This is a genomic window from Lentzea sp. NPDC005914 (assembly GCF_040629405.1).
In the GTDB taxonomy this organism is placed as follows: domain Bacteria; phylum Actinomycetota; class Actinomycetes; order Mycobacteriales; family Pseudonocardiaceae; genus Lentzea.
On sequence record NZ_JBEXVQ010000015.1, the window covers coordinates 1 to 17,339 of the forward strand.

At 69.6% G+C, this 17,339-nt stretch carries 20 protein-coding genes; 6 read left to right on the forward strand and 14 right to left on the reverse strand.

Annotated features, from left to right (window positions below; genetic code table 11):
• Positions 1–222 precede the first annotated feature (222 nt).
• A complete protein-coding gene (locus tag ABZ345_RS21705; RefSeq protein ID WP_359851430.1) occupies positions 223–3,381 on the forward strand; it encodes a S8 family peptidase in 3,159 nt (1,052 codons plus the stop codon).
• A 36-nt stretch (positions 3,382–3,417) separates the two neighbouring features.
• On the opposite strand, the gene ABZ345_RS21710 is transcribed toward ABZ345_RS21705, so the two are convergent.
• The 5 genes from ABZ345_RS21710 to ABZ345_RS21730 are packed head-to-tail and all read right to left on the reverse strand — an operon-like array spanning position 3,418 to position 6,869.
• Complete coding sequence (locus ABZ345_RS21710) at positions 3,418–3,840, reverse strand: YciI family protein (protein ID WP_359851433.1); 423 nt, start codon at positions 3,838–3,840, stop codon at positions 3,418–3,420.
• Complete coding sequence (locus tag ABZ345_RS21715; protein WP_359851436.1) at positions 3,837–4,235, reverse strand: VOC family protein; 399 nt, start codon at positions 4,233–4,235, stop codon at positions 3,837–3,839. The genes ABZ345_RS21710 and ABZ345_RS21715 overlap by 4 nt, the downstream gene beginning before the upstream one ends.
• A 48-nt stretch (positions 4,236–4,283) precedes the next feature.
• Entirely contained in the window at positions 4,284–4,850 is a 567-nt protein-coding gene (locus ABZ345_RS21720; protein ID WP_359851439.1) for a TIGR03086 family metal-binding protein, read from the reverse strand.
• Between the two features lie 4 nt (positions 4,851–4,854).
• Complete coding sequence (locus ABZ345_RS21725) at positions 4,855–5,526, reverse strand: RraA family protein (protein ID WP_359851442.1); 672 nt, start codon at positions 5,524–5,526, stop codon at positions 4,855–4,857.
• 11 nt (positions 5,527–5,537) lie between these two features.
• Positions 5,538–6,869: an MFS transporter gene (locus ABZ345_RS21730; protein WP_359851445.1), complete on the reverse strand. Its 1,332-nt coding sequence runs from the start codon at positions 6,867–6,869 to the stop codon at positions 5,538–5,540.
• Between ABZ345_RS21730 and ABZ345_RS21735 the strand changes: the two genes are divergently transcribed.
• Together ABZ345_RS21735 and ABZ345_RS21740 are read left to right on the forward strand one after the other, a co-directional pair.
• On the forward strand, positions 6,772–7,509 hold the full coding sequence (locus tag ABZ345_RS21735; RefSeq protein WP_359851447.1) for a DeoR/GlpR family DNA-binding transcription regulator: 738 nt from the start codon (positions 6,772–6,774) through the stop codon (positions 7,507–7,509). The genes ABZ345_RS21730 and ABZ345_RS21735 overlap by 98 nt on opposite strands.
• Positions 7,506–8,039 (forward strand): HAD family hydrolase, encoded by a 534-nt coding sequence (locus ABZ345_RS21740; RefSeq protein WP_359851450.1) that lies wholly within the window; start codon positions 7,506–7,508, stop codon positions 8,037–8,039. The genes ABZ345_RS21735 and ABZ345_RS21740 overlap by 4 nt, the downstream gene beginning before the upstream one ends.
• Positions 8,040–8,043: 4 nt before the next feature.
• Here the strand turns inward: ABZ345_RS21740 and ABZ345_RS21745 are convergent, their stop codons facing one another.
• Together ABZ345_RS21745 and ABZ345_RS21750 are read right to left on the reverse strand one after the other, a co-directional pair.
• Positions 8,044–8,397 carry a hypothetical protein gene (locus ABZ345_RS21745; protein WP_359851452.1) on the reverse strand — a complete coding sequence of 118 codons (354 nt, stop codon included), beginning with the start codon at positions 8,395–8,397 and terminating at the stop codon, positions 8,044–8,046.
• Between the two features lie 122 nt (positions 8,398–8,519).
• Positions 8,520–9,359 (reverse strand): helix-turn-helix transcriptional regulator, encoded by an 840-nt coding sequence (locus tag ABZ345_RS21750; RefSeq protein WP_359851454.1) that lies wholly within the window; start codon positions 9,357–9,359, stop codon positions 8,520–8,522.
• An 85-nt stretch (positions 9,360–9,444) separates the two neighbouring features.
• Between ABZ345_RS21750 and ABZ345_RS21755 the strand changes: the two genes are divergently transcribed.
• Complete coding sequence (locus tag ABZ345_RS21755; RefSeq protein WP_359851457.1) at positions 9,445–10,221, forward strand: SDR family oxidoreductase; 777 nt, start codon at positions 9,445–9,447, stop codon at positions 10,219–10,221.
• Between the two features lie 19 nt (positions 10,222–10,240).
• On the opposite strand, the gene ABZ345_RS21760 is transcribed toward ABZ345_RS21755, so the two are convergent.
• Genes ABZ345_RS21760 through ABZ345_RS21770 form a run of 3 tightly spaced genes read right to left on the reverse strand, consistent with a single transcriptional unit; the run spans position 10,241 to position 11,785 of the window.
• Entirely contained in the window at positions 10,241–10,777 is a 537-nt protein-coding gene (locus ABZ345_RS21760; RefSeq protein WP_359851460.1) for a vitamin K epoxide reductase family protein, read from the reverse strand.
• Complete coding sequence (locus ABZ345_RS21765) at positions 10,774–11,373, reverse strand: thioredoxin domain-containing protein (protein WP_359851463.1); 600 nt, start codon at positions 11,371–11,373, stop codon at positions 10,774–10,776. Before ABZ345_RS21765 ends, ABZ345_RS21760 begins: the two co-directional genes overlap by 4 nt.
• Positions 11,374–11,422: 49 nt before the next feature.
• Positions 11,423–11,785, reverse strand: coding sequence for a hypothetical protein (locus tag ABZ345_RS21770; protein WP_359851466.1), 363 nt, complete (start codon positions 11,783–11,785; stop codon positions 11,423–11,425).
• Positions 11,786–11,897: 112 nt separating this feature from the next.
• On the opposite strand from ABZ345_RS21770, the gene ABZ345_RS21775 reads away from it, so the two are divergent.
• Positions 11,898–12,761, forward strand: a complete 864-nt coding sequence (locus ABZ345_RS21775; protein ID WP_359851469.1) for a pentapeptide repeat-containing protein — start codon at positions 11,898–11,900, stop codon at positions 12,759–12,761.
• Here ABZ345_RS21775 and ABZ345_RS21780 read toward each other — a convergent pair.
• The 3 genes from ABZ345_RS21780 to ABZ345_RS21790 are packed head-to-tail and all read right to left on the reverse strand — an operon-like array spanning position 12,748 to position 15,340.
• Positions 12,748–13,413, reverse strand: coding sequence for an HAD family hydrolase (locus ABZ345_RS21780; RefSeq protein ID WP_359851472.1), 666 nt, complete (start codon positions 13,411–13,413; stop codon positions 12,748–12,750). The two genes, ABZ345_RS21775 and ABZ345_RS21780, sit on opposite strands and share 14 nt — an antisense overlap.
• Positions 13,414–13,448: 35 nt before the next feature.
• On the reverse strand, positions 13,449–14,495 hold the full coding sequence (locus ABZ345_RS21785) for a 4Fe-4S binding protein (RefSeq protein ID WP_359851475.1): 1,047 nt from the start codon (positions 14,493–14,495) through the stop codon (positions 13,449–13,451).
• Positions 14,492–15,340: an alpha/beta hydrolase gene (locus ABZ345_RS21790; protein WP_359851478.1), complete on the reverse strand. Its 849-nt coding sequence runs from the start codon at positions 15,338–15,340 to the stop codon at positions 14,492–14,494. The genes ABZ345_RS21785 and ABZ345_RS21790 overlap by 4 nt, the downstream gene beginning before the upstream one ends.
• Before the next feature lie 98 nt (positions 15,341–15,438).
• On the opposite strand from ABZ345_RS21790, the gene ABZ345_RS21795 reads away from it, so the two are divergent.
• Positions 15,439–15,930 (forward strand): helix-turn-helix domain-containing protein, encoded by a 492-nt coding sequence (locus tag ABZ345_RS21795; protein ID WP_359851481.1) that lies wholly within the window; start codon positions 15,439–15,441, stop codon positions 15,928–15,930.
• Here the strand turns inward: ABZ345_RS21795 and ABZ345_RS21800 are convergent.
• Positions 15,903–17,180 (reverse strand): tetratricopeptide repeat protein, encoded by a 1,278-nt coding sequence (locus ABZ345_RS21800; protein ID WP_359851484.1) that lies wholly within the window; start codon positions 17,178–17,180, stop codon positions 15,903–15,905. The genes ABZ345_RS21795 and ABZ345_RS21800 overlap by 28 nt on opposite strands.
• Between the last annotated feature and the right edge of the window lie 159 nt (positions 17,181–17,339).

The window sequence follows — 17,339 nt, forward strand, 5'->3', positions numbered from 1 at the left end:
CGAGTTCCTGCACCACTACAACCACCACCGGGCCCACACCGCACTCGGCGGCAAACCACCCATCACCCGCATCAACAACGTCTCAGGGCACTACAGCTAGGCGGCCGCTGAGCGGGCCAATCTGTGAAACGTTGATGTGACCTGGCGTACAACGCGATAACCCTGAGGCGTGTCTCAGTCACTGAGGGCTAACACCTCCACAGTGAACCAGGGGAGTTCGCATTGAAACGATCACATCTCGCCGCAGGGCTGACGGCTGTCGTGGTTGCCACCACGGCAGCCGTTCCTGTTTCCGCGGCAGCCGCACCACAGCAGGAAGCACGCGCCGACGGGCTGACCACCGAGGTCACGCTCGTCACCGGTGACAAGGTCGTCGTCACCGACGGAAAGGTCCAGGTCAGGCGCGCTCAGGGCAGGGCGGACGCCGAGTTCCGGACCTTCAAGGACACCCAGGGCGACCTGCACGTCGTGCCCGCGGACGCCCAGACCCGGCTCGACTCCGGTGAGCTGGACGCGCGGCTGTTCGACGTCACGCTGCTCGCCAGATCCGGCTACGACGACGCCTCGAGCAAGACCATTCCGCTGATCGTGCAGGGGCAGGGGATCAGCGCGGCCGGTGCCGAGTCGTTGCCGAGCATCGGCGCTCACGCTCTGAGCGCGGACAAGAGCGGCGGCTTCTGGTCCGGTGCTCGGGCGGCGGGTACCGGCAGGATCTGGCTTGACGGCAAGGTCTCCGCGTCACTGGACCGCAGCGCCGCGCAGGTCGGCGCGCCCCAGGCGTGGGCGAAGGGCCTCACCGGCAAGGACGTCACGGTGGCCGTGCTCGACACCGGCGTCGACGAGACGCACCCGGACCTCGCGGGTGCCGTCGTCGAGTCGAAGAACTTCAGCGACAGCGACTCCACCGACGACCGCCTCGGCCACGGCACGCACGTCGCCTCCACGATCACGGGCGAGGGCAAGTACAAGGGCATCGCGCCCGACTCGAAGATCGTCAACGGCAAGGTGCTCGGCGACTACGGCGGCGGCCGCGAGAGCGACATCATCGCCGGCATGGAGTGGGCCGCCACCAAGGCCAAGATCATCAACATGAGCCTGGGCAGCTCGTGGCCCGACGAGGGCACCGACCCGATGTCGCTGGCGCTCAACCGCATCACCGCGCAGACCGGCGCCCTGTTCGTGGTCGCCGCGGGCAACTCCGGTGGCCCGATCGGCTCGCCCGCCGCCGCCGACGCCGCCCTCACCGTCGGCGCCGTGGACCGCGACGACAAGCTCGCCGAGTTCTCCTCGCGCGGCCCGCGCTGGACGAACAACGCGGTCAAGCCCGACATCACGGCGCCGGGCGTCGGCATCGTGGCCGCGAAGGCCAAGAACGGCCAGATCGGCACGCCCGTCGACGAAGGACACGTCGCGCTGTCCGGCACGTCGATGGCGACCCCGCACGTGGCGGGTGCGGCGGCGATCCTCGCTTCGCAGCACCCGTCGTGGAAGGGCGAGGACATCAAGGCGGCGCTGATGAACTCGGCCAAGCCGAACCCGTCGCTGAGCATCTACGAGCAGGGCTCCGGACGTCTCGACGTGGGACGCGCTGTGTCCGCCGGCGTCTCCACGAACCACGGCAGCTTCTCGCTGGGCGTCGCGCAGTGGCCGCACGGCGACGACCAGCCCATCACGCAGAAGCTGACCTACCGCAACAACGGCACCGCTTCGGTGACGCTCGATCTGAGCGTGACGGACGTGAAGCCCGCGGCAACCGGCCTGTTCAGCGTCTCGCCGGCCAAGCTGACCATTCCGGCCGGCGGAACCGCCGACGCCGTCGTCACCGCGGACACTCGGGCGAACGTGCCGGACGCGATCTACGGCGCGGTCGTCGTCGCCTCGGACGGAACACGCGTGGCGGTCGGTGTGGAGAAGGAGACCGAGAGCTACAACGTGAAGCTCTCGTTCGTCGACCTGAACGGCAAGGCGGCGTCGAGCTACACCTACCGGTTCGTCAGCATCGACCAGCCGAAGGCGTACTTCCGCACTGACCCGTCCGAGCCGATCGTCCTGCGTCTGCCCAAGGGCGCGTACTTCTTCGACGGGTCGGTCTACACGCCCAACGCCGACCCCACCAAGCGCGGCAAGACCATGGCGGCGATCGAACCGGCGTTCAGCGTCACGGCCGACAGCGAGCTCGTGATCGACGCGCGCCAGGGCAACCAGCCCGCGATCACGGTCGACCAGAAGGAGGCCAGGCCGGCCACGTCCGAGCTGGGCTTCGGCATGATCACCAACTGGGGAACCACCGGCACCACCTGGATCCTGCGCGACTTCGAGGGCCTGTCCGTGCGCCCGTCCAAGTCGGTGTGGCCGAAGTTCACGTTCTACTCGCAGAGCGTCCTGGCCCGCCCGGACGGCAACGGCTTCTTCGACGGCAGCCCGTACCAGTACCACGTGCGGATCACCGAGAAGACCCGCGTGCCGGCCGACGTCCAGCGCGTGGTGAAGGACCGCGAGCTGGCCAAGGTCGACTCGGTGACGCACGTCCGCGTGCCGGGCTCGGTCGGTCAGCGCGACGACGGTGCCTCGGGCCCGCTGCCGTTGCGGCTCAAGGAGTTCTACACGCCGGACGTGGAGTGGTCGGGCTCGCTCTCGGAGTTCGCGAAGGTGGGCGAGTACCCCGGCTACGGCTACCAGTTCTCGGCCGTCCCGCGCACGTTCAAGCTCGGGCGCACCACCGAGGAGCACTGGAACAGCGCGGTCTACGGCCCCGGTGTGCCCAACGACTCCCGCTACGTCCGGTTCGCCGGCCGCGCTGGCAACGTGCTGCGGCTGGACCTGCCGATCCACGCCGCACAAGGCATGGCCGGCAACAGCGCCGTGAGTACCGCACGCACCGTCGTGACGCTGGACGGCAAGGTCATCTCCGACCAGCCCTCCGCTGGCTACGCCTACATCCCGAATGCGCCGGCGGAGAAGAAGCGCTACTTCGCCCACGTCGAGGCGACCCGCGACACGCAGTCGTCGCAGCTCACCGCCGACTGGCAGTTCACGTCCGAGAACGTGCCGGGCGAGGACTACAAGCCGGTGCCGCTGCTGGCGGTCCGGTTCGCACCGCGCCTGGACGAGCACAACCGCGCCGGTCGTGTCGTCACCGTGCCGATCACGGTGGAGCGCAACGGAACGGGCGTCGTCACCGACATCAAGGACCCGGCGGTGCAGGTGTCCTACGACGAGGGCAAGACGTGGAAACCGGTGCCGTTGTGGAAGAACCGCAACGGGTGGCAGGTCACGTTGTTCCACCCGCACGGGGCCAAGAACGTGTCGTTCAAGGCTCGTGCGGCGGACGCGGGCGGTGAGGTCCAGCAGACCATCATCCGCGCGTACGACCTGAAGTGACGGCGTGTGGGGCCGGGTGAGCCCGGCCCCACACCGCTACTTCTTGTACGGCGCCATGGCTTCCGGGTCCACGTCCGGCGCCCCCGTGATCGGGTGCACCTCGATCGGCGCGTTGAGGATCTTCCCGCCGGGACCGGGACACGCCGAAGCCCGGCGAGCGATCTCCACGACCCGCTCGTGGCTGTCCACGTCCACCACCCAGTACCCGGCGATGACCTCCTTGGACTCCGCGTACGGCCCGTCGACCACGATCGGCTTGTCGCCGTCACCGCCGCGCACCACGAACGCGCGCGCCGGGCCGCTCAGACCCTCGGCCTGCAGCAGCTCACCGTTGGCTTCCAGCTCGGCGTTGAGCGTGCGCATGTACTCGACCATGCGGTGCATGTCCTCGTCCGACCACGCGGCGATGCCCTCCCAGTCCTCCTGGTTGCCGCCGAAGGTCACCAGCATGTACTTCATTTCCGCTCCCCAGAGGTTGCGCGGGCCTTGATCTCCTGCACGGCCCAGCTGTTGCCGTCCGGGTCGTCGAAGAAGATGAACGACCCGCCGTCCTGTTCGTTCATGCGCACGATCTCGCCGACCTCGACGCCGCGCTCGACGAGCTGCGCGCGGGCCTTCTGCAGGTCGGAGACGACCAGCTGCACGCCCTTCAACGTGCCGGGCACGCCTTCCGCGATGCCCTTGCCCATCACGATCGAGCAGCCCGAGCCGGGCGGGGTGAGCTGCAGGACGCGGGTGTTCTCGTTGAACGTCGTGTCGTGGTCGACCTTGAAACCGAGCTGCTCTTCGTAGAAGTGCTTCGCGCGGTCGATGTCCGAGACCGGCACGACGATGACTTCCAGGGTCCAGTCCATGGTGCGAGTTCCTCTCAGCGGCTGCCCTACACGGTGCCGTCGAAGTGCTCAGACGCTTTTCGACAAGGGGTCGCGGCCCACATACCCGAGCAGCCGGTCCTGCAGCGGGGCGTCCGCGGGCACCTCGATCTCGGCGCCGTAGACCTCGACGCCGGGACCGAACGCGCCGGGCGTGCGGAAGCGTTCCATCAGGTCGGCGGGCACGGACCGGGCCGACGCCCAGAGCCGTTCCACGTCCGGTGCCGGGATCGTCTCGTCCTGGCCGGTGGCGCGGGCGAGGTCCCAGCCGTGCAGCACCAGGTCGTCGCTCACGACCTGGTCGACGTGGTCCTCGAGCGTCATCGGGCCCGCGGATGTGGAGACCTCGCCGCGCGCACGGTCCGAGTCCAGCGCCTCCTGCACCTGGCGCCGGGCCTCGCGGAAGTCCGTGAGCGGGTCATCGGTCCGTGGGATCTGCTGGCCGAGCATCACGCCGTGCATGTCGATGATGTGGTCCACCACCTCGAGCGCGGTCCATCGGGCACACGGCGAGGGGTTGTCCCACTGGTCCGCGCGCACGGCGGCGACCTTCGCCTCGAACGCTTGGGCTCGAGCCCGGTATCGATCCGCGATCATGGCCTCACTCCTCGACTGCGCCGCCGATCTTGCGCAGATGCTCGCGGAACGTCAGCCCGCTCGCCAGGTAGTCGGCGAACTGAAGCTGGCCGCGCAGGGACTCACCTTGCCTGACCCGCTCGGCCTGCGCTCGTTCGACGTCACGGATCCCGGCCGCCTTGGCCACGACGACCTCGACCTCGGACGCGGGCACGAACAACACTCCGTCGTCGTCGCCGAACACCACGTCGTCGGACGTGACGGTCCACTGGCCGACCTCTGCCGTCGAGAGAGCCTCGGGCGCACGGTCACGCAGGCTCAGCGGGCCGGTCGGGTTGGTGCCCTGGCTGAACACCGGCAGCCCGATCGCGCGGATGTCCTGGGTGTCGCGGTGCAGCCCCCAGATCACCACGCCGGCCAGCCCCGCGGCCTGCGCCTCGAGCACGATCAGGTCGCCCACGCAGGCCTCGTCGGTGCGGCCGTCGTTGTCGACGACCAGCACGTCGCCGGGCTCGGACCGTTCGATGGCCTCCAGGAAGATGTCGACGCTGCCCGCGTGCCGGGCGGGCAGGACGCGGCCGGCGGTCTTGGTGCCGGGCACGACCGGCGTCAGGGTGGCCGTGCGGACCGGGATGTTCGACCGGATGCACGCGTCGGCGAGGTGTGCGGTCGTGAGATCCAGAGTGGCGAGATCCATGCCGCACAGTCTTACGCCGACACCCGCTCCTCGGCGGATTCGGTCCGCAACACGCCTGCGGAGAATGCCGCGATCACGCAGAACGCGACCGGCAGCAGGAACGCGACGTTGAGCGGCATGACGTGCGTCATCCACCCGATCACCGCGGGTCCGGCCAGCACGCCGAGGTACCCGATCCCCACCACGCGCGACATGTTCGCCGCGGCCGCGCCGGCCTCCGCGTGGCCCGCGGCGCTGAACAGCTGCGGCACGGTGCCCGCGAGCCCGGCCCCGGCGATCGCCCAGCCCACCAGCGCCAGCCAGATCCACGGCGACAGCGCCGCCGTCGCGATGCCCGCGGCCCCGATCGCGGATCCCCAGCGCAGCACCGCCACCGGCCCGACCCTGGCGGTGACCCGGTCCGCGAGCAGCCGGCCGGTCGTCATCGTCGTCGCGAACGCGCCGTAGGCCAGCGCCGCGATCTCCGGCGAGGCGCCCAGCACGTCCTGCAGGTGCAGCACGCTCCAGTCGTTCGCCGAGCCCTCGCTCAGCATGATCAGACCCGCGAGCACCGCCATGACCCAGATCTTGCGAGGCACCCTGCGCTTCCCGGCCTCCTGCACGACGTGCGGCTCTTCCTTCTCGTCGAGCAGCGCCCTGGCCGTGAGGAGGCTGATGACGACACCGAGCGCTCCCGCGGCGGTCAGCGTGACGGCGGGGGAGAGCTCCCAGCTCAGGGTGCGCGCACCGGTCAACGCCGCCGCCACACCACCGAGCGACCACGTCGCGTGGAACGCCGACATCACCGGGCGCTTGTAGTGCCGTTCCACCACCACGGCGTGCGCGTTCATGCTGACGTCGATCAGGCCGTTGCCGATGCCGAAGATGAGCAATGCCGCACCGAGCGTCCACTGTCCGGTGGCCACGCCGGGCAGCACCGCCGTGACGCTGCAGAACACACCCGCGATCGGCAGGATCAGCTTCACGCCCATCCGGTCGGCGATCTTGCCGCCGATCCGCATGCCCACGAACGCGCCCAGGCCGAGCAACAGCAGCAGCCTGCCGAGCTCGGCGTGGTCGATGCCGGTGCGCTGCTCGACCGTCGGGATGTGCACGAGCCACAGCCCGAGCAGGAACCCGTTGAGCCCGAAGTACGTGAAGGTGGCCACTCGCGCGGCCTTGAGAGCGTTCACGTGCTGCACGCTAACGAACGATCGGCGTGTTCGAAAGTTTGAGTTTCGAACATCACTGATGTTCAATCGCGCTGTGTCCCGTTTGAAGCAGATCACCGAGGCCGTCCGCGACGCCGGCTCCCTCGGCGTGGTCGACCTGGCCGCGCTCACCGGCGCGTCCGAGATGACCATCCGCCGCGACCTGGAGGTTCTCGCAGCTCAGGGCGTCCTCGAACGCTACCGGGGCGGCGCCCGCAGCCTGCTCCTGCGCGGCTCCGAGCCCCCGTTCGCGTTGCGCTCCGACGAGAACATGGAGGCCAAGCGCCGCATCGCTACCACCGTCGCGGGCCTGATCGCGGATGGCGAGTCGGTCGTCCTGGACAGCGGCACCACGTGCCTGGCGGTCGCGCGGCTGCTGCACGACCGCCGCCTGACGGTCATGCCCCTCTCGCTGCACGCGGTCAACGCCCTGTCGTCCAGCTCCACCCTGACCCTGCTCGTGCCCGGCGGCCGTCCACGTCCCGGCGAGCTGGCGTTGACCGGCCCGTTGACGCTGGCGTCCCTGCAGGCTCTGCGCTTCGACACCGCCGTGATCGGCTGCTGCGGGCTCTCCGCCGCGCAGGGACTCACCGCTTTCGACCTGGAGGACGCCTCGGTGAAACGGGCCGCCATCTCCTCGGCCCGGCGCGTGATCGCGGCCGTGGACGCCTCGAAACTGACCCGCACCGCGCTGGCGTACGTGGCCCCGGCGTCCTGCCTGGACGCTGTGGTGACGGACGCGGACGGCGACGAAGACCTCGCTGCGGCGGGCGTGACGGTGGTGACGGCGTGATCGTGCTCTTCGACATGTTCGGCGTGATCGCGCGCGACCAGTCGCCCGAGGTGATGGAGCGGATGAGCACCTCGCCGCAGTTCTGGGACGCGTACTGGGCGCATCGCCCCGCCTACGACCGCGGTGATGTGACGGCCACGCAGTACTGGGCGCTCGTCGGCCACCCTCCGCTCGTCGACCTGGACGTCGAGAGCTGGAGCCGCGTGGACTACGAGATGGTCGCGTTCCTGCACGACCTGCACAGGGCCGGTCAGCGGATCGCGTTGCTGTCCAACATCCCCGAGGACCACGCACAGAACTTCGAGCGCACCTACGCGTGGCTGGACTTGTTCGAGGTGCGCGGGTTCTCGTGCCGGATCGGCGCCGCGAAACCGGAGCGCAAGGCGTTCGAGTGGTGCCGCGACGAGCTCGGCGACGACGACATCCTGTTCGTGGACGACAAACTGGAGAACGTCCGAGCCGCCGAGCTCGTCGGGATGCGCGGCCATCACTTCACCGGCATCGACGACCTGCGAGCAGTCCTGAGGTAGGGCCTCAGCAGTACACGTAGACGTACTTGGCCTGGTTGCGAGCGTCCAGCCGCCGGCTGGTCCACGCCTCGACGTCGTCCCAGCGGCCGTCCTGGTAGGTCACCCGGAACGGGTTGCCGTGGGCCTTGCCGGACCAGGGAAGCAAGCCGAAGTCATGGAACCCACAGGCGTCGAAGACCCACCACAGCCCCGGCGAGGGCTGGTCGGGATAGATGCAGGCATGCCCGTAGTCGCAGTTCCTGGACCAGTGTCCGACTCCGACCTTGACCTCGGGCGCGGCTTGGGCCGATGCCGTGAACACGCCGGCCAGGGACAGGCCGGCCGCGGCACAGGCCAGAGCTTTTCGTAGACCGTTCATCGAGTCTGCGATTCCTTTCCAGTGATGACAGAGGGAACGTCTCTGCCACCGCAACCCTGGTGGAGTCCTCCCGCGGCTGGTCGTTGTTCATCTTCACGGATTCATTCTTCACGCGGCGACCGCTACCGGGTGAAGCTCTCGGTTCCCAGCACGGCCAACAGCGCCAGCGCCTCCGATCCGGGCGATCCCGGTGGCGCGGTGTAGAGCACGAGGTGCTGGTCGTGGTCCGTGAGCGCGAGCGTGTCGCAGTCGACGGTGACCTCCCCGACCACCGGGTGCTGGAAGGTCTTCGTCAGCATCGGCGCGGCCTGCACGTCGTGCCGTGCCCAGAGCCGGGCGAAGTCGGCACTGCCGGCCAGGAGTTCGTCGACGAGACCGGTCACCGCGGGATCCGCCGGGTAGCGGGCGAGGGCGGAGCGGAGCTCCATGACGACGTGGTGGCGGAACTCGGCGGCGTCGGAGATCCCGTACAGCGGCGTGCGTTCCGGCCCGAGGAAGGCGCGGCGGGCGAGGTTGCGGTCCTTCTCGTCGAGCCCGGCGAAGTCCTCCATGAGCGCGGCCGCGAGGTCGTTCCACGCGAGCACCTCGAACACGGCGGAGATCACGAACCCGGCCGTGTGCGGCAGCCGTTCGAGCAGCCGCACTATGCTCGGGCGGACGTCGCGCCGGTGCAACCCGGTGCGGATCGGCGCGGTGCCGGCGAGGACGTGCAGGTGGTCGGACTCGGCGTCGGTGAGTCGCAGGGCGCCCGCGATCCCGGCGAGGACCTCACCCGACGGGCGCGGCGCCCGGCCCTGCTCGAGCCGGACGTAGTACTCCGTGGAGATGTGCGCCAGGACCGCGGCCTCCTCCCGGCGCAGGCCCGGTGTCCGGCGGCGAGGTCCGGCGGGAAGGCCGACGTCCTCCGGCCGCAGCCGCTCGCGCCGGCTGCGGAGGAATGCCCCGAGTTCGCGCTTGTCCATACCCCGAGTCTGCCCGGTGAGCGGCGCCGGATCCTGGTACGGCCTGTGCCTGTCTCCGGCCCGCAGGCCGGCTGACGCTGTGGACATGACCAACAACAGCGACTCGATCGGCCTGCTCTCCGGCAAGGTCGTGTTCATCACCGGAGCCAGCCGCGGCATCGGAGCGGCGGCGGCCCGGCTCTTCGCCTCCGAGGGCGCCTCCGTCGTGCTGGCCGCCCGCGGCACCGACGCCCTCGACCGCATCGTCGGCGAGATCCGCGCCGACGGCGGCGTCGCGGACGCCGTCACCCTGGACCTCGCCGACCGGGCGAGCGTCCGCGCCGCCGTCGACCGCGTCGAGGACCTGCACGGACGGCTCGACGGCGCCTTCAACAACGGCGCGACGATCCAGCACCCCGGCCCGCTCGACACCACGAGCGACGACGACGTCGACGAGCAGTTCGCGGTGAACTTCCGCTCCCACTGGACCGCGATGAACGCCGAGGCCGCGCTCATGCGCCGCACCGGCGGCGGGGCGATCGTCAACACCTCGAGCATCGGCAGCCGCCGCGCGAACCCCGCGCTCCCCGCGTACGGGGCGATGAAGCGCGCGCTCAACAGCATCACCGAGACCGCGGCCGTGACCTGGGGCCGCGAGGGCATCCGGGTCAACGGCATCACCCCTGGCGGCACCGCCACGGAGATGATCGACGCGTGGGAGGCCGCGTCGCCCGGCATCGTCGAACATCTCAACGCCGGGACCCCGCTCGGCCGCATGGCGGAACCCCGCGAGGTGGCCGAGGTGGCGGCGTGGCTGCTCAGCGACCGCGCCTCGATGGTGACCGGCGCGATCGTGCCGGTCGACGGTGGTGCCGGAGCCTGACCCCGGCACCGCCGAACCGCTAGACCAGCGTCGACCAGTAGAACCAGAACGCTTGCAGCACACCGGCTCCGACCACCAGATACCACAGGATCAGCACGACGCTGTGGTACTGGAAGGTCGGCCGGACGGTGCGCAGCGTCGTGTACCAGAAGATCGGGATCGTCACCGCCCACACGACCATGCAATAGGGGCACAGCGCGCCGATCTCGTACAGCGACTGGAAGATCAGCCAGTGCACGAACAGCACTCCGAAGGTCACCCCGGCCTGCAGCCCGATCCACATCCACCGCGGCAACGACACCCCGGCCAGCAGCACAACGCCCAGCGTCGTCACGACCGCGAACCCCGCGACGCCCAGCAACGGGTTCGGGAAGCCGAACACCTCGGCCTGCGGCGTGCGCATGACCGAGCCACAGCTCAGCACCGGGTTGATGCTGCAGGTCGGCACGTAGGACGGGTCCTTGAGCAGCGCGATCTTCTCGACCGTCAGCACGAACGAGGCGAGCAGGCCGACGAACCCGCCGACGGTGAGCACCCACGCGACGATCCGGTTCACTTCGAGAGCTCCCGGTCGATCGCCGTCTTGAGGTTCTCGTAGTTGGGGATGCCGCTGAACTTGGTGCCGTTGACGAAGAACGTCGGCGTGCCCTGCACCCCGAGCTTCGACCCCTCGGTGCGCGACGCGAGCACCCGCTCGCTCAGCGCCGGGTCGTCGAGCGCCTTCTCGAACGCGGCGGTGTCGAGCCTGAGCTGATGGGCGAACGAGACGAACGCGGCCCGTTGCGAGGTCTGCTGCCCGCCCCACTGCTGCTGCGACTCGTACATCACCTCGAACATCTCGTCCCGCTTGCCCTGCGCGTCCGCGGCCTCGACGGCGACGGCGGCCAGTTCGGCGTTGCGGTGGCTGGGGATGGGGAAGTGCTTGATGGTGAAGGTGACGCGGTCGGCGTACTCGCCCTTGAGCTTGACCACGCTGGGGTAGGCGGCGCGGCAGGACGGGCACTCCAGGTCGAGGTACTCGACGACGGACACCTTGCCGTCGCCGGACCGCGACGCGGCGGTCGTGTCGTTGCGGGCGAACAGCAGGAAACCGGCGACCACCACTGCGACGACGGCGACGATGACCAGGGACAGACGGGCGTTTTTGGACATGACAGAACTCCACGAAGGCTGAGGAACAGGACCGAAGAACGGGTTCGGTCTAGGCGCGCAGCACGCAGAGCTGCGCCAGCCGTACGTGCGGCCGACGTGAAGGACGAGACCGGACGGGGTGTGGCACCAGCCGCGCCGGCACGGACCCGGACCGCCGCAGCACGGCGAACCCGATCAGCACCGCCAGCGCCACGACGAGACACGCGCCCGCGACGAGGATGCCCTCGAGCAACCCGCCGTCGTCGGTCTGGTCGGAGTGGGCCACCGCGTGGGTGCTCGACGTCGGGCACTGCGCGGTCCAGGCGAACTCCGTCTCGCACGGGGTGCCCTGCATCATCGCGACACCGGCCACCAGCGCGAGCACGGCGAGCACGCGCGCGAGGTACGCACGGGTTCGCGAGGTGCCGGTCACGTGATCCAGCGTAGCGACCTGCGTTGGACGCCACGGCGAGTGTTGGCATTTGCGTGCTCGCATTGGGCGAAAAGCAGCCGTGTGCACTGCCGGCAAGCCATCATCAACTTCCATGAGCACCAGACAGCAGGTGGAGTTACGGCCGCTTCGCCGGTGGGTGATCGTGGCGTGCGCGGTGCTCGTCGTCGTCCTGACCGCCGCGGTGCTCGTCTGGCTGCTCTTCGAGGCCGGCTCCGATCCGGCACGCCGGATGGAGGCGATCAGGACCGGCTTCACCGTCGGGCTGGCGGGCGGCGGCAGCATCGTGCTGTTCCTGGCCGTGCGGCGGCAGTGGCACCAGGAGGTCATCGCTGTCGTCACCACCCGTGACGCCGACGAACGCCGCCTCACCGACCTCTACGTGAAGGCCACCGAGCACCTCGGCTCACCGCTGGCCCAGGTGCGCATCGCGGGCCTCTACGCGTTGGAACGCCTCGCGCAGGAGAACCCGCATCAGCGGCAGGTGGTCGCGGACGTCATCTGCGCGTACCTGCGCATGCCCTTCGCCGACGGCGACCACGACCTGGAGACCCAGCAGGAGATGCACGTCCGCCGGGCCGCGGGAACGGTCCTCACCCGGCACCTGCGCGAGCCGGAGTTCTGGGGCGTCACGCTGGACCTCAGCCGGGCGGTGCTGGTCGACTTCAACGCACGTGGGTGCGTGTTCACCGGCGGCTTCGACTGCGAGCACGCCGTCTTCATCGGCACCGCGCGCTTCACCGACGCCCGTTTCACCGGCGTCGCCCGGTTCGTCGGCGCGGACTTCCGCGACACCAGCCGGTTCACCGGGGTGACCTTCGAGGAGGACGTCCTGTTCGAGGGTGTTCGCTCCGGCGGCTCGCGCTGGTTCATCGGCGCCAGGCTCACCAACCACAAGGCGGTGCTGGACATCCCCGGCTTCCACGTCGACCCGGACGGCAGCATCAAGCCCGACTGACCAGCCCGACGAGGTGGTCGACGGCGGCGCCCAGATCGGCGGGCCCGTCCACGGCGATGCCGGCACCGCCGAGCCGCAGCAGCGGGTCGATGTCGATGTCCACCCGGTCCCCGACGCTCCACGTGTGCGCGGCGGGCACGCCGAACCGGTCGAGCACCACCCGGAACGCCCCCGGATCGGGCTTGGGCGTGTCCCCTGCGTCCTCCGAGCTGAACACCTCGGTGAAGCCGCCGGTCCCGATGCCGACCTTGTCCAGAATGGACTTCATCGAGCCCCTCGTGTTGTTGGTGAGCAACACGATCGGCACCACCTCGCGAAGTCTGCCGAGCTCCCGCACCACGTCCTCGTCGTGGCGCAGGCCGTCCGCGATGGACAGATGGGTCTCGCGGTACCGCAGCCACTGCGCGACGTCGAACCCGTTGGCCCGCACGAACGACGTCGTCGACGTTCCTGACCAGTTGATGCGCATCGCCTCTCGCAGTTCGGCCACCTTCGCGTCCGCGTGTGCCTCGGAAGCGCCCTGCAGTTCCACGAACATGCGGCCGATCACCGCGAGTACCTGCTCCGCGTAGGCCTCACGGGGATAGAGCGTCCCGTCGAGGTCGAACACGACGAGGCGGGGCACGGAACCGTTGCCGAGGACGTTGATCACGCCGCCAGCATGCCAGCCGTGGGTGCTGAGCCTGGTCAAGTCCTCTTGGCCGGGGGTTGCCAGCCGCCGCTGACCTCCTTGGTCGGTTTGTGGGGGAAGCGGCGCTGAGCGTGTTCCTGCGCGGCCGAGCCCGGCATGACGTAGAGGGTCTCCGTCTTCTCCTGCAACGGTCGCAGCACGGTGTCCATGAAGGTCTTGCGGTCGTCGAGGTACGGGCCCAGGACGTCCTCACCCGCGGGGCAGACCGCCACGCAGTAGCCCGACTTGTAACCGGGTGGCGACGCGAGGCTCTGCCACATGGAGGCGCTTTCGGAGTCGGTGACCCTGGCGCGGTAGTCGGCGGCGTCCTCGCTGTCGGCCACGGTCTGCACCCAGTCGGTGAAGCCGCTCATGAACTCGCGGTAGTTGTGCGTGGCGCAGCCCAGCGCGTCGAAGCCGCCGTCCTTGCGGATGGCGCCGACCGGGCAGGCGGCGACGCACAACTTGCAGTCGATGCACGGGTTGTAGTCCAGCGCCTGGCCGTACGCGCTGACCTCCGCGTCGACCAGCACGGTGGCCAGCAGTACGAAGCTGCCGAACTTCGGGTGGATGACGTTGCGGTGCAGGCCCATGACGCCGAGCCCTCCTGCCACCGCGACGGTCTTGTGCGCGACCACCCAGATCCGTCCGGGATAGCGGTCCATCTCCTGGGGGAAGCCGACGGACGGGTTGAGCGCGCGGTAGCCGGCGTCCTGCAGGGCCTGGGTGACGCTGCGGGCGGTGTGGTTGGCCAGCTCGTCGGTCTGGTGGAACTCCTGGTTCGCGACGCTGCGGGCGGGGGAGCGGCAGTTGTCGCGGTTCATGCGGAACACCATCGCGATGAGGGAACGCGTGCCGGGCAACGCGGTGAGCACGTGCTCGCGTTCGCCGGCCAGGTCGGGGTGGTCCAGGCTGACCACGGCCATGTCGTCGGCGCCTGCCGCTAGGCACAGGTCGCGCAGCCAGGCCGCGTCGATCACTTCGGGCGGGTTCGCCGCCTGTCGAGCGAGCACTGCCTGCACGGACGGGTGCGCGGCCAGTTTCGCCGGGAGCTTGGTGGTCATGCGACCGCGTCCAGCACGTCGGGGCGTTCCAGGGCGATGAAGTGCCCGGCGCCCAGGACCTGGGTGAACTCGGCGCCGGGCAGCAGTTCCCTGTTGGCGTGCCGGTCCGAGGTCCGGGACCAGTCCTTCTCGCCGTAGACGAAGTGGACCGGTGCGGTGACGTCGCGGTAGCGGGCGCGGGCCGCGGCGAGGCTGGGCAGGTTGCGGTACACGGCGCGGGCGACGGTCGAGTAGCCGGGGCGGTGGCCGACGGCGAGGAGTTCGTCGAGGTAGTCCTCGCGCAGAGCGGCCGGGTCGCCGAGGCCGCCGGACAGGATGGCGCGCATGACCGGTTTGGGTTCCAGGCGGGCGAGCAGCGGTCCCACGCCCGGTGCGATGACGCCGGTGATGATCAGCCTGGCCAGGAGGCTGGACCTGGCGATTCCGCCGGCGTAGTCGTAGGCGTTCACCGCCACGACCCGGTGGACGCGATCGGGCAGGTCGGCGGCCGTGGTGAGGGCGAGCACGGCGCCCATCGACTCGCCGAGCAGCGTCACGTCCCGCAGATCCAGTTGCGTGACAAGGCTTTTGACGGCGTCGCGCATCGCGGGTTCGTCGTAGGACGCGCCGGGCACGATCTGCGAGTGGCCCATGCCCGGCAGGTCCAGCGCGTAGACGGTGTAGCGCTGCTGGACCAACGGGACGAGCTGGCGGAAGTGCTCGGCCTGGGTGCGCACGGTGTGCAGCAGGACCAGGGGCGTGCCGCTGCCGCCGGTCAGGTAACGAAGCCGGCCCTGCCCTGTCTCGAGGAAGTGGCTAGTCGTTCCGGGAATGCCGATCCCGGTTTCACTCAGCTGCGGGGTCATCTGCACCTCAAGGCCAGTGTGTTGTGTTTTCCTACCGACTCGTCGCCACGGTAGGGCAGTGAGTTGGAAAACACAACACACCGGACTAGGCTGGGGTGATGACCGATTCCGAAGCGCGGCCCGGCATCGACATGGGCGACCTTCCCCTGGGGGCTCGTCCGTGCTCGCTCGCGGCCGCTCTGGACATCCTCGGCGAGCGGTGGTCGCTGCTGGCTCTGCGGGAGATCGGCTACGGCGTGCACCGCTTCGCCCGCATCGCCGGCTACACGGGCGCGTCCCGCGACCTGCTGGCCGACCGGCTGCGCAAGCTCGAGGCCGCGGGAGTCGTCGAACGCCGGCTCTACAGCGAGCACCCGCCCCGCCACGAGTACCACCTCACCGAGGCGGGGCGGGAACTGTTCCCGGTCATGCTCGCCCTGTCCCAGTGGGGCGACAGGTGGGCGGTGGACAGCCCGGCCCTCGTCCGCCGGCACTCCTGCGGCGAACCGCTCCAGGTCGACCTGGTCTGCCACCACTGCGGCGAGCCGGTCACCCGCGCCACGATCCACACGGAGCTAAGCCATCAGGTGGCCTTGCCGGGCGCCACGTAGAGGTTCATGCCGGTGAAGTCGAGCGTGATGTTGTAGGGCTTCCAGAAGCACTGGAAGACGGCGGCGGGCACGTCGAACCCGTACTCGTTGGTACCGCCGCGAGTGGCCGCCTCGCAGTAGATGTCCCTGGCGACGGCACTGCCGACACGGATCTCCTCGGGATAGCAGGGAAGGACGACCGTCGGCGCGCTGTGGCCGAACGTCTCGAGCGGGCGGTCGTGGTCGGTGCGGATCTTCAGCCGCTCGGCCGTGTCCCCGAACACGACCGCGGCCATCACGCCGCTGCCGCCGAAGTTCGTGCCCATCACCCGTGGTCCGGAGCCCGCGATGCTGCCGATGCTGTGCAGGTAGTGGTCGCCGGCCAGCCACAGCGGCAGGGGCTTGGTGCCCGCGCTCGCCGTCTTGACCGCGTCCGGCGTCGGGCGGCGCAGGATCAGCGAGCGGCCGGCGTAGTCGAAGGTGGTCAGCAGGTGGTAGAAGACCCACGTGCCGATCATGCCGTCGTTGTCGGTGTCGACGTCCTCGCCCGACTCGGTCGACGACCAGCCCACGGGAACGTTGCGCAGTTCGAGGCCGCCCACCTTGAACGACTCCAGCACGCCGTAGTGCGCCCAGATCTGGCCGCCCTCGTAGTCGATCTTCTGGCTGGCGACGGGGGTCAGCCCGGCTTCTTTCGCCACGGTGGAACGCATGCCCATGCTCGGGGCGCCGGTGTAGAAGGTGAAGTGCTTGGGCGGTCCGCCGTTGAGCGAGACCTCCACCTGCGGCATCGGGTCCATCCTCAGGAACTCGGCCCGGCCGATGTCGCCGTGGATCTGGTACGGCGCGCCCTGGACCGCCGAGAACCACTTCGCGTAGGACTCCTCGCCGATCGCTCGCCAGTGCGGCACGGAGGCGGCGAGCTTGTCCTGCCGCAGGTAGCAGTCGGCCAGGAGCTGGTGCGCGTCCATGTCGCCGGGCGCCAGCTCAAGAGCCTTCTGCAGATACTTCTCGGCGTCGGCGAACTTGTTGGCCAGCAGGCCGACGTAGCCGCGTTGACGGGCCGCGCGCACGTTCGCGGGGTCTGATTTCAGGATCTTCTCGTACGCGCGGCCGGCCTCCTCGAACTTCCCTGCCTTGAACAACGCGTCCGCGTCGCCGCCCAGCGCGGTGGCCACCCCACCCAGCAGCGGTGCGGCTGCGACGGCACCGGCCATCGCGGCAGCACCGCGCAGCACCGAACGCCGGTTCCACTGTCCCCCAGTAGTCACGCCATCTCCTTCGTCCTCGGCACGAGCCATGCCTTCACCCAAGGCCGAGGACGGTTGCGGTGACGTATGCGGAATTCGATACGCCCGCGATACGTGCGGTGGTTGTCAGCCCTGCTTGGGCACCGGCGAACTGGAGGTGACGGAAACGGCCCACGATTC

Coding starts and splice junctions, on each gene's coding strand:
- ABZ345_RS21750 (WP_359851454.1), bottom strand. CDS start 9,359: ATGGACAAGCGCGAACTCGGGGCATTCCTCCGCAGCCGGCGCGAGCGG.
- ABZ345_RS21755 (WP_359851457.1), top strand. CDS start 9,445: ATGACCAACAACAGCGACTCGATCGGCCTGCTCTCCGGCAAGGTCGTG.
- ABZ345_RS21730 (WP_359851445.1), bottom strand. CDS start 6,869: ATGGTCATCTCGGACGCGCCGGTGAGCGCGGCCAGGTCGACCACGCCG.
- ABZ345_RS21765 (WP_359851463.1), bottom strand. CDS start 11,373: ATGTCCAAAAACGCCCGTCTGTCCCTGGTCATCGTCGCCGTCGTCGCA.
- ABZ345_RS21715 (WP_359851436.1), bottom strand. CDS start 4,235: ATGGACTGGACCCTGGAAGTCATCGTCGTGCCGGTCTCGGACATCGAC.
- ABZ345_RS21785 (WP_359851475.1), bottom strand. CDS start 14,495: ATGACCACCAAGCTCCCGGCGAAACTGGCCGCGCACCCGTCCGTGCAG.
- ABZ345_RS21720 (WP_359851439.1), bottom strand. CDS start 4,850: ATGATCGCGGATCGATACCGGGCTCGAGCCCAAGCGTTCGAGGCGAAG.
- ABZ345_RS21790 (WP_359851478.1), bottom strand. CDS start 15,340: ATGACCCCGCAGCTGAGTGAAACCGGGATCGGCATTCCCGGAACGACT.
- ABZ345_RS21795 (WP_359851481.1), top strand. CDS start 15,439: ATGACCGATTCCGAAGCGCGGCCCGGCATCGACATGGGCGACCTTCCC.
- ABZ345_RS21775 (WP_359851469.1), top strand. CDS start 11,898: ATGAGCACCAGACAGCAGGTGGAGTTACGGCCGCTTCGCCGGTGGGTG.
- ABZ345_RS21725 (WP_359851442.1), bottom strand. CDS start 5,526: ATGGATCTCGCCACTCTGGATCTCACGACCGCACACCTCGCCGACGCG.
- ABZ345_RS21710 (WP_359851433.1), bottom strand. CDS start 3,840: ATGAAGTACATGCTGGTGACCTTCGGCGGCAACCAGGAGGACTGGGAG.
- ABZ345_RS21745 (WP_359851452.1), bottom strand. CDS start 8,397: ATGAACGGTCTACGAAAAGCTCTGGCCTGTGCCGCGGCCGGCCTGTCC.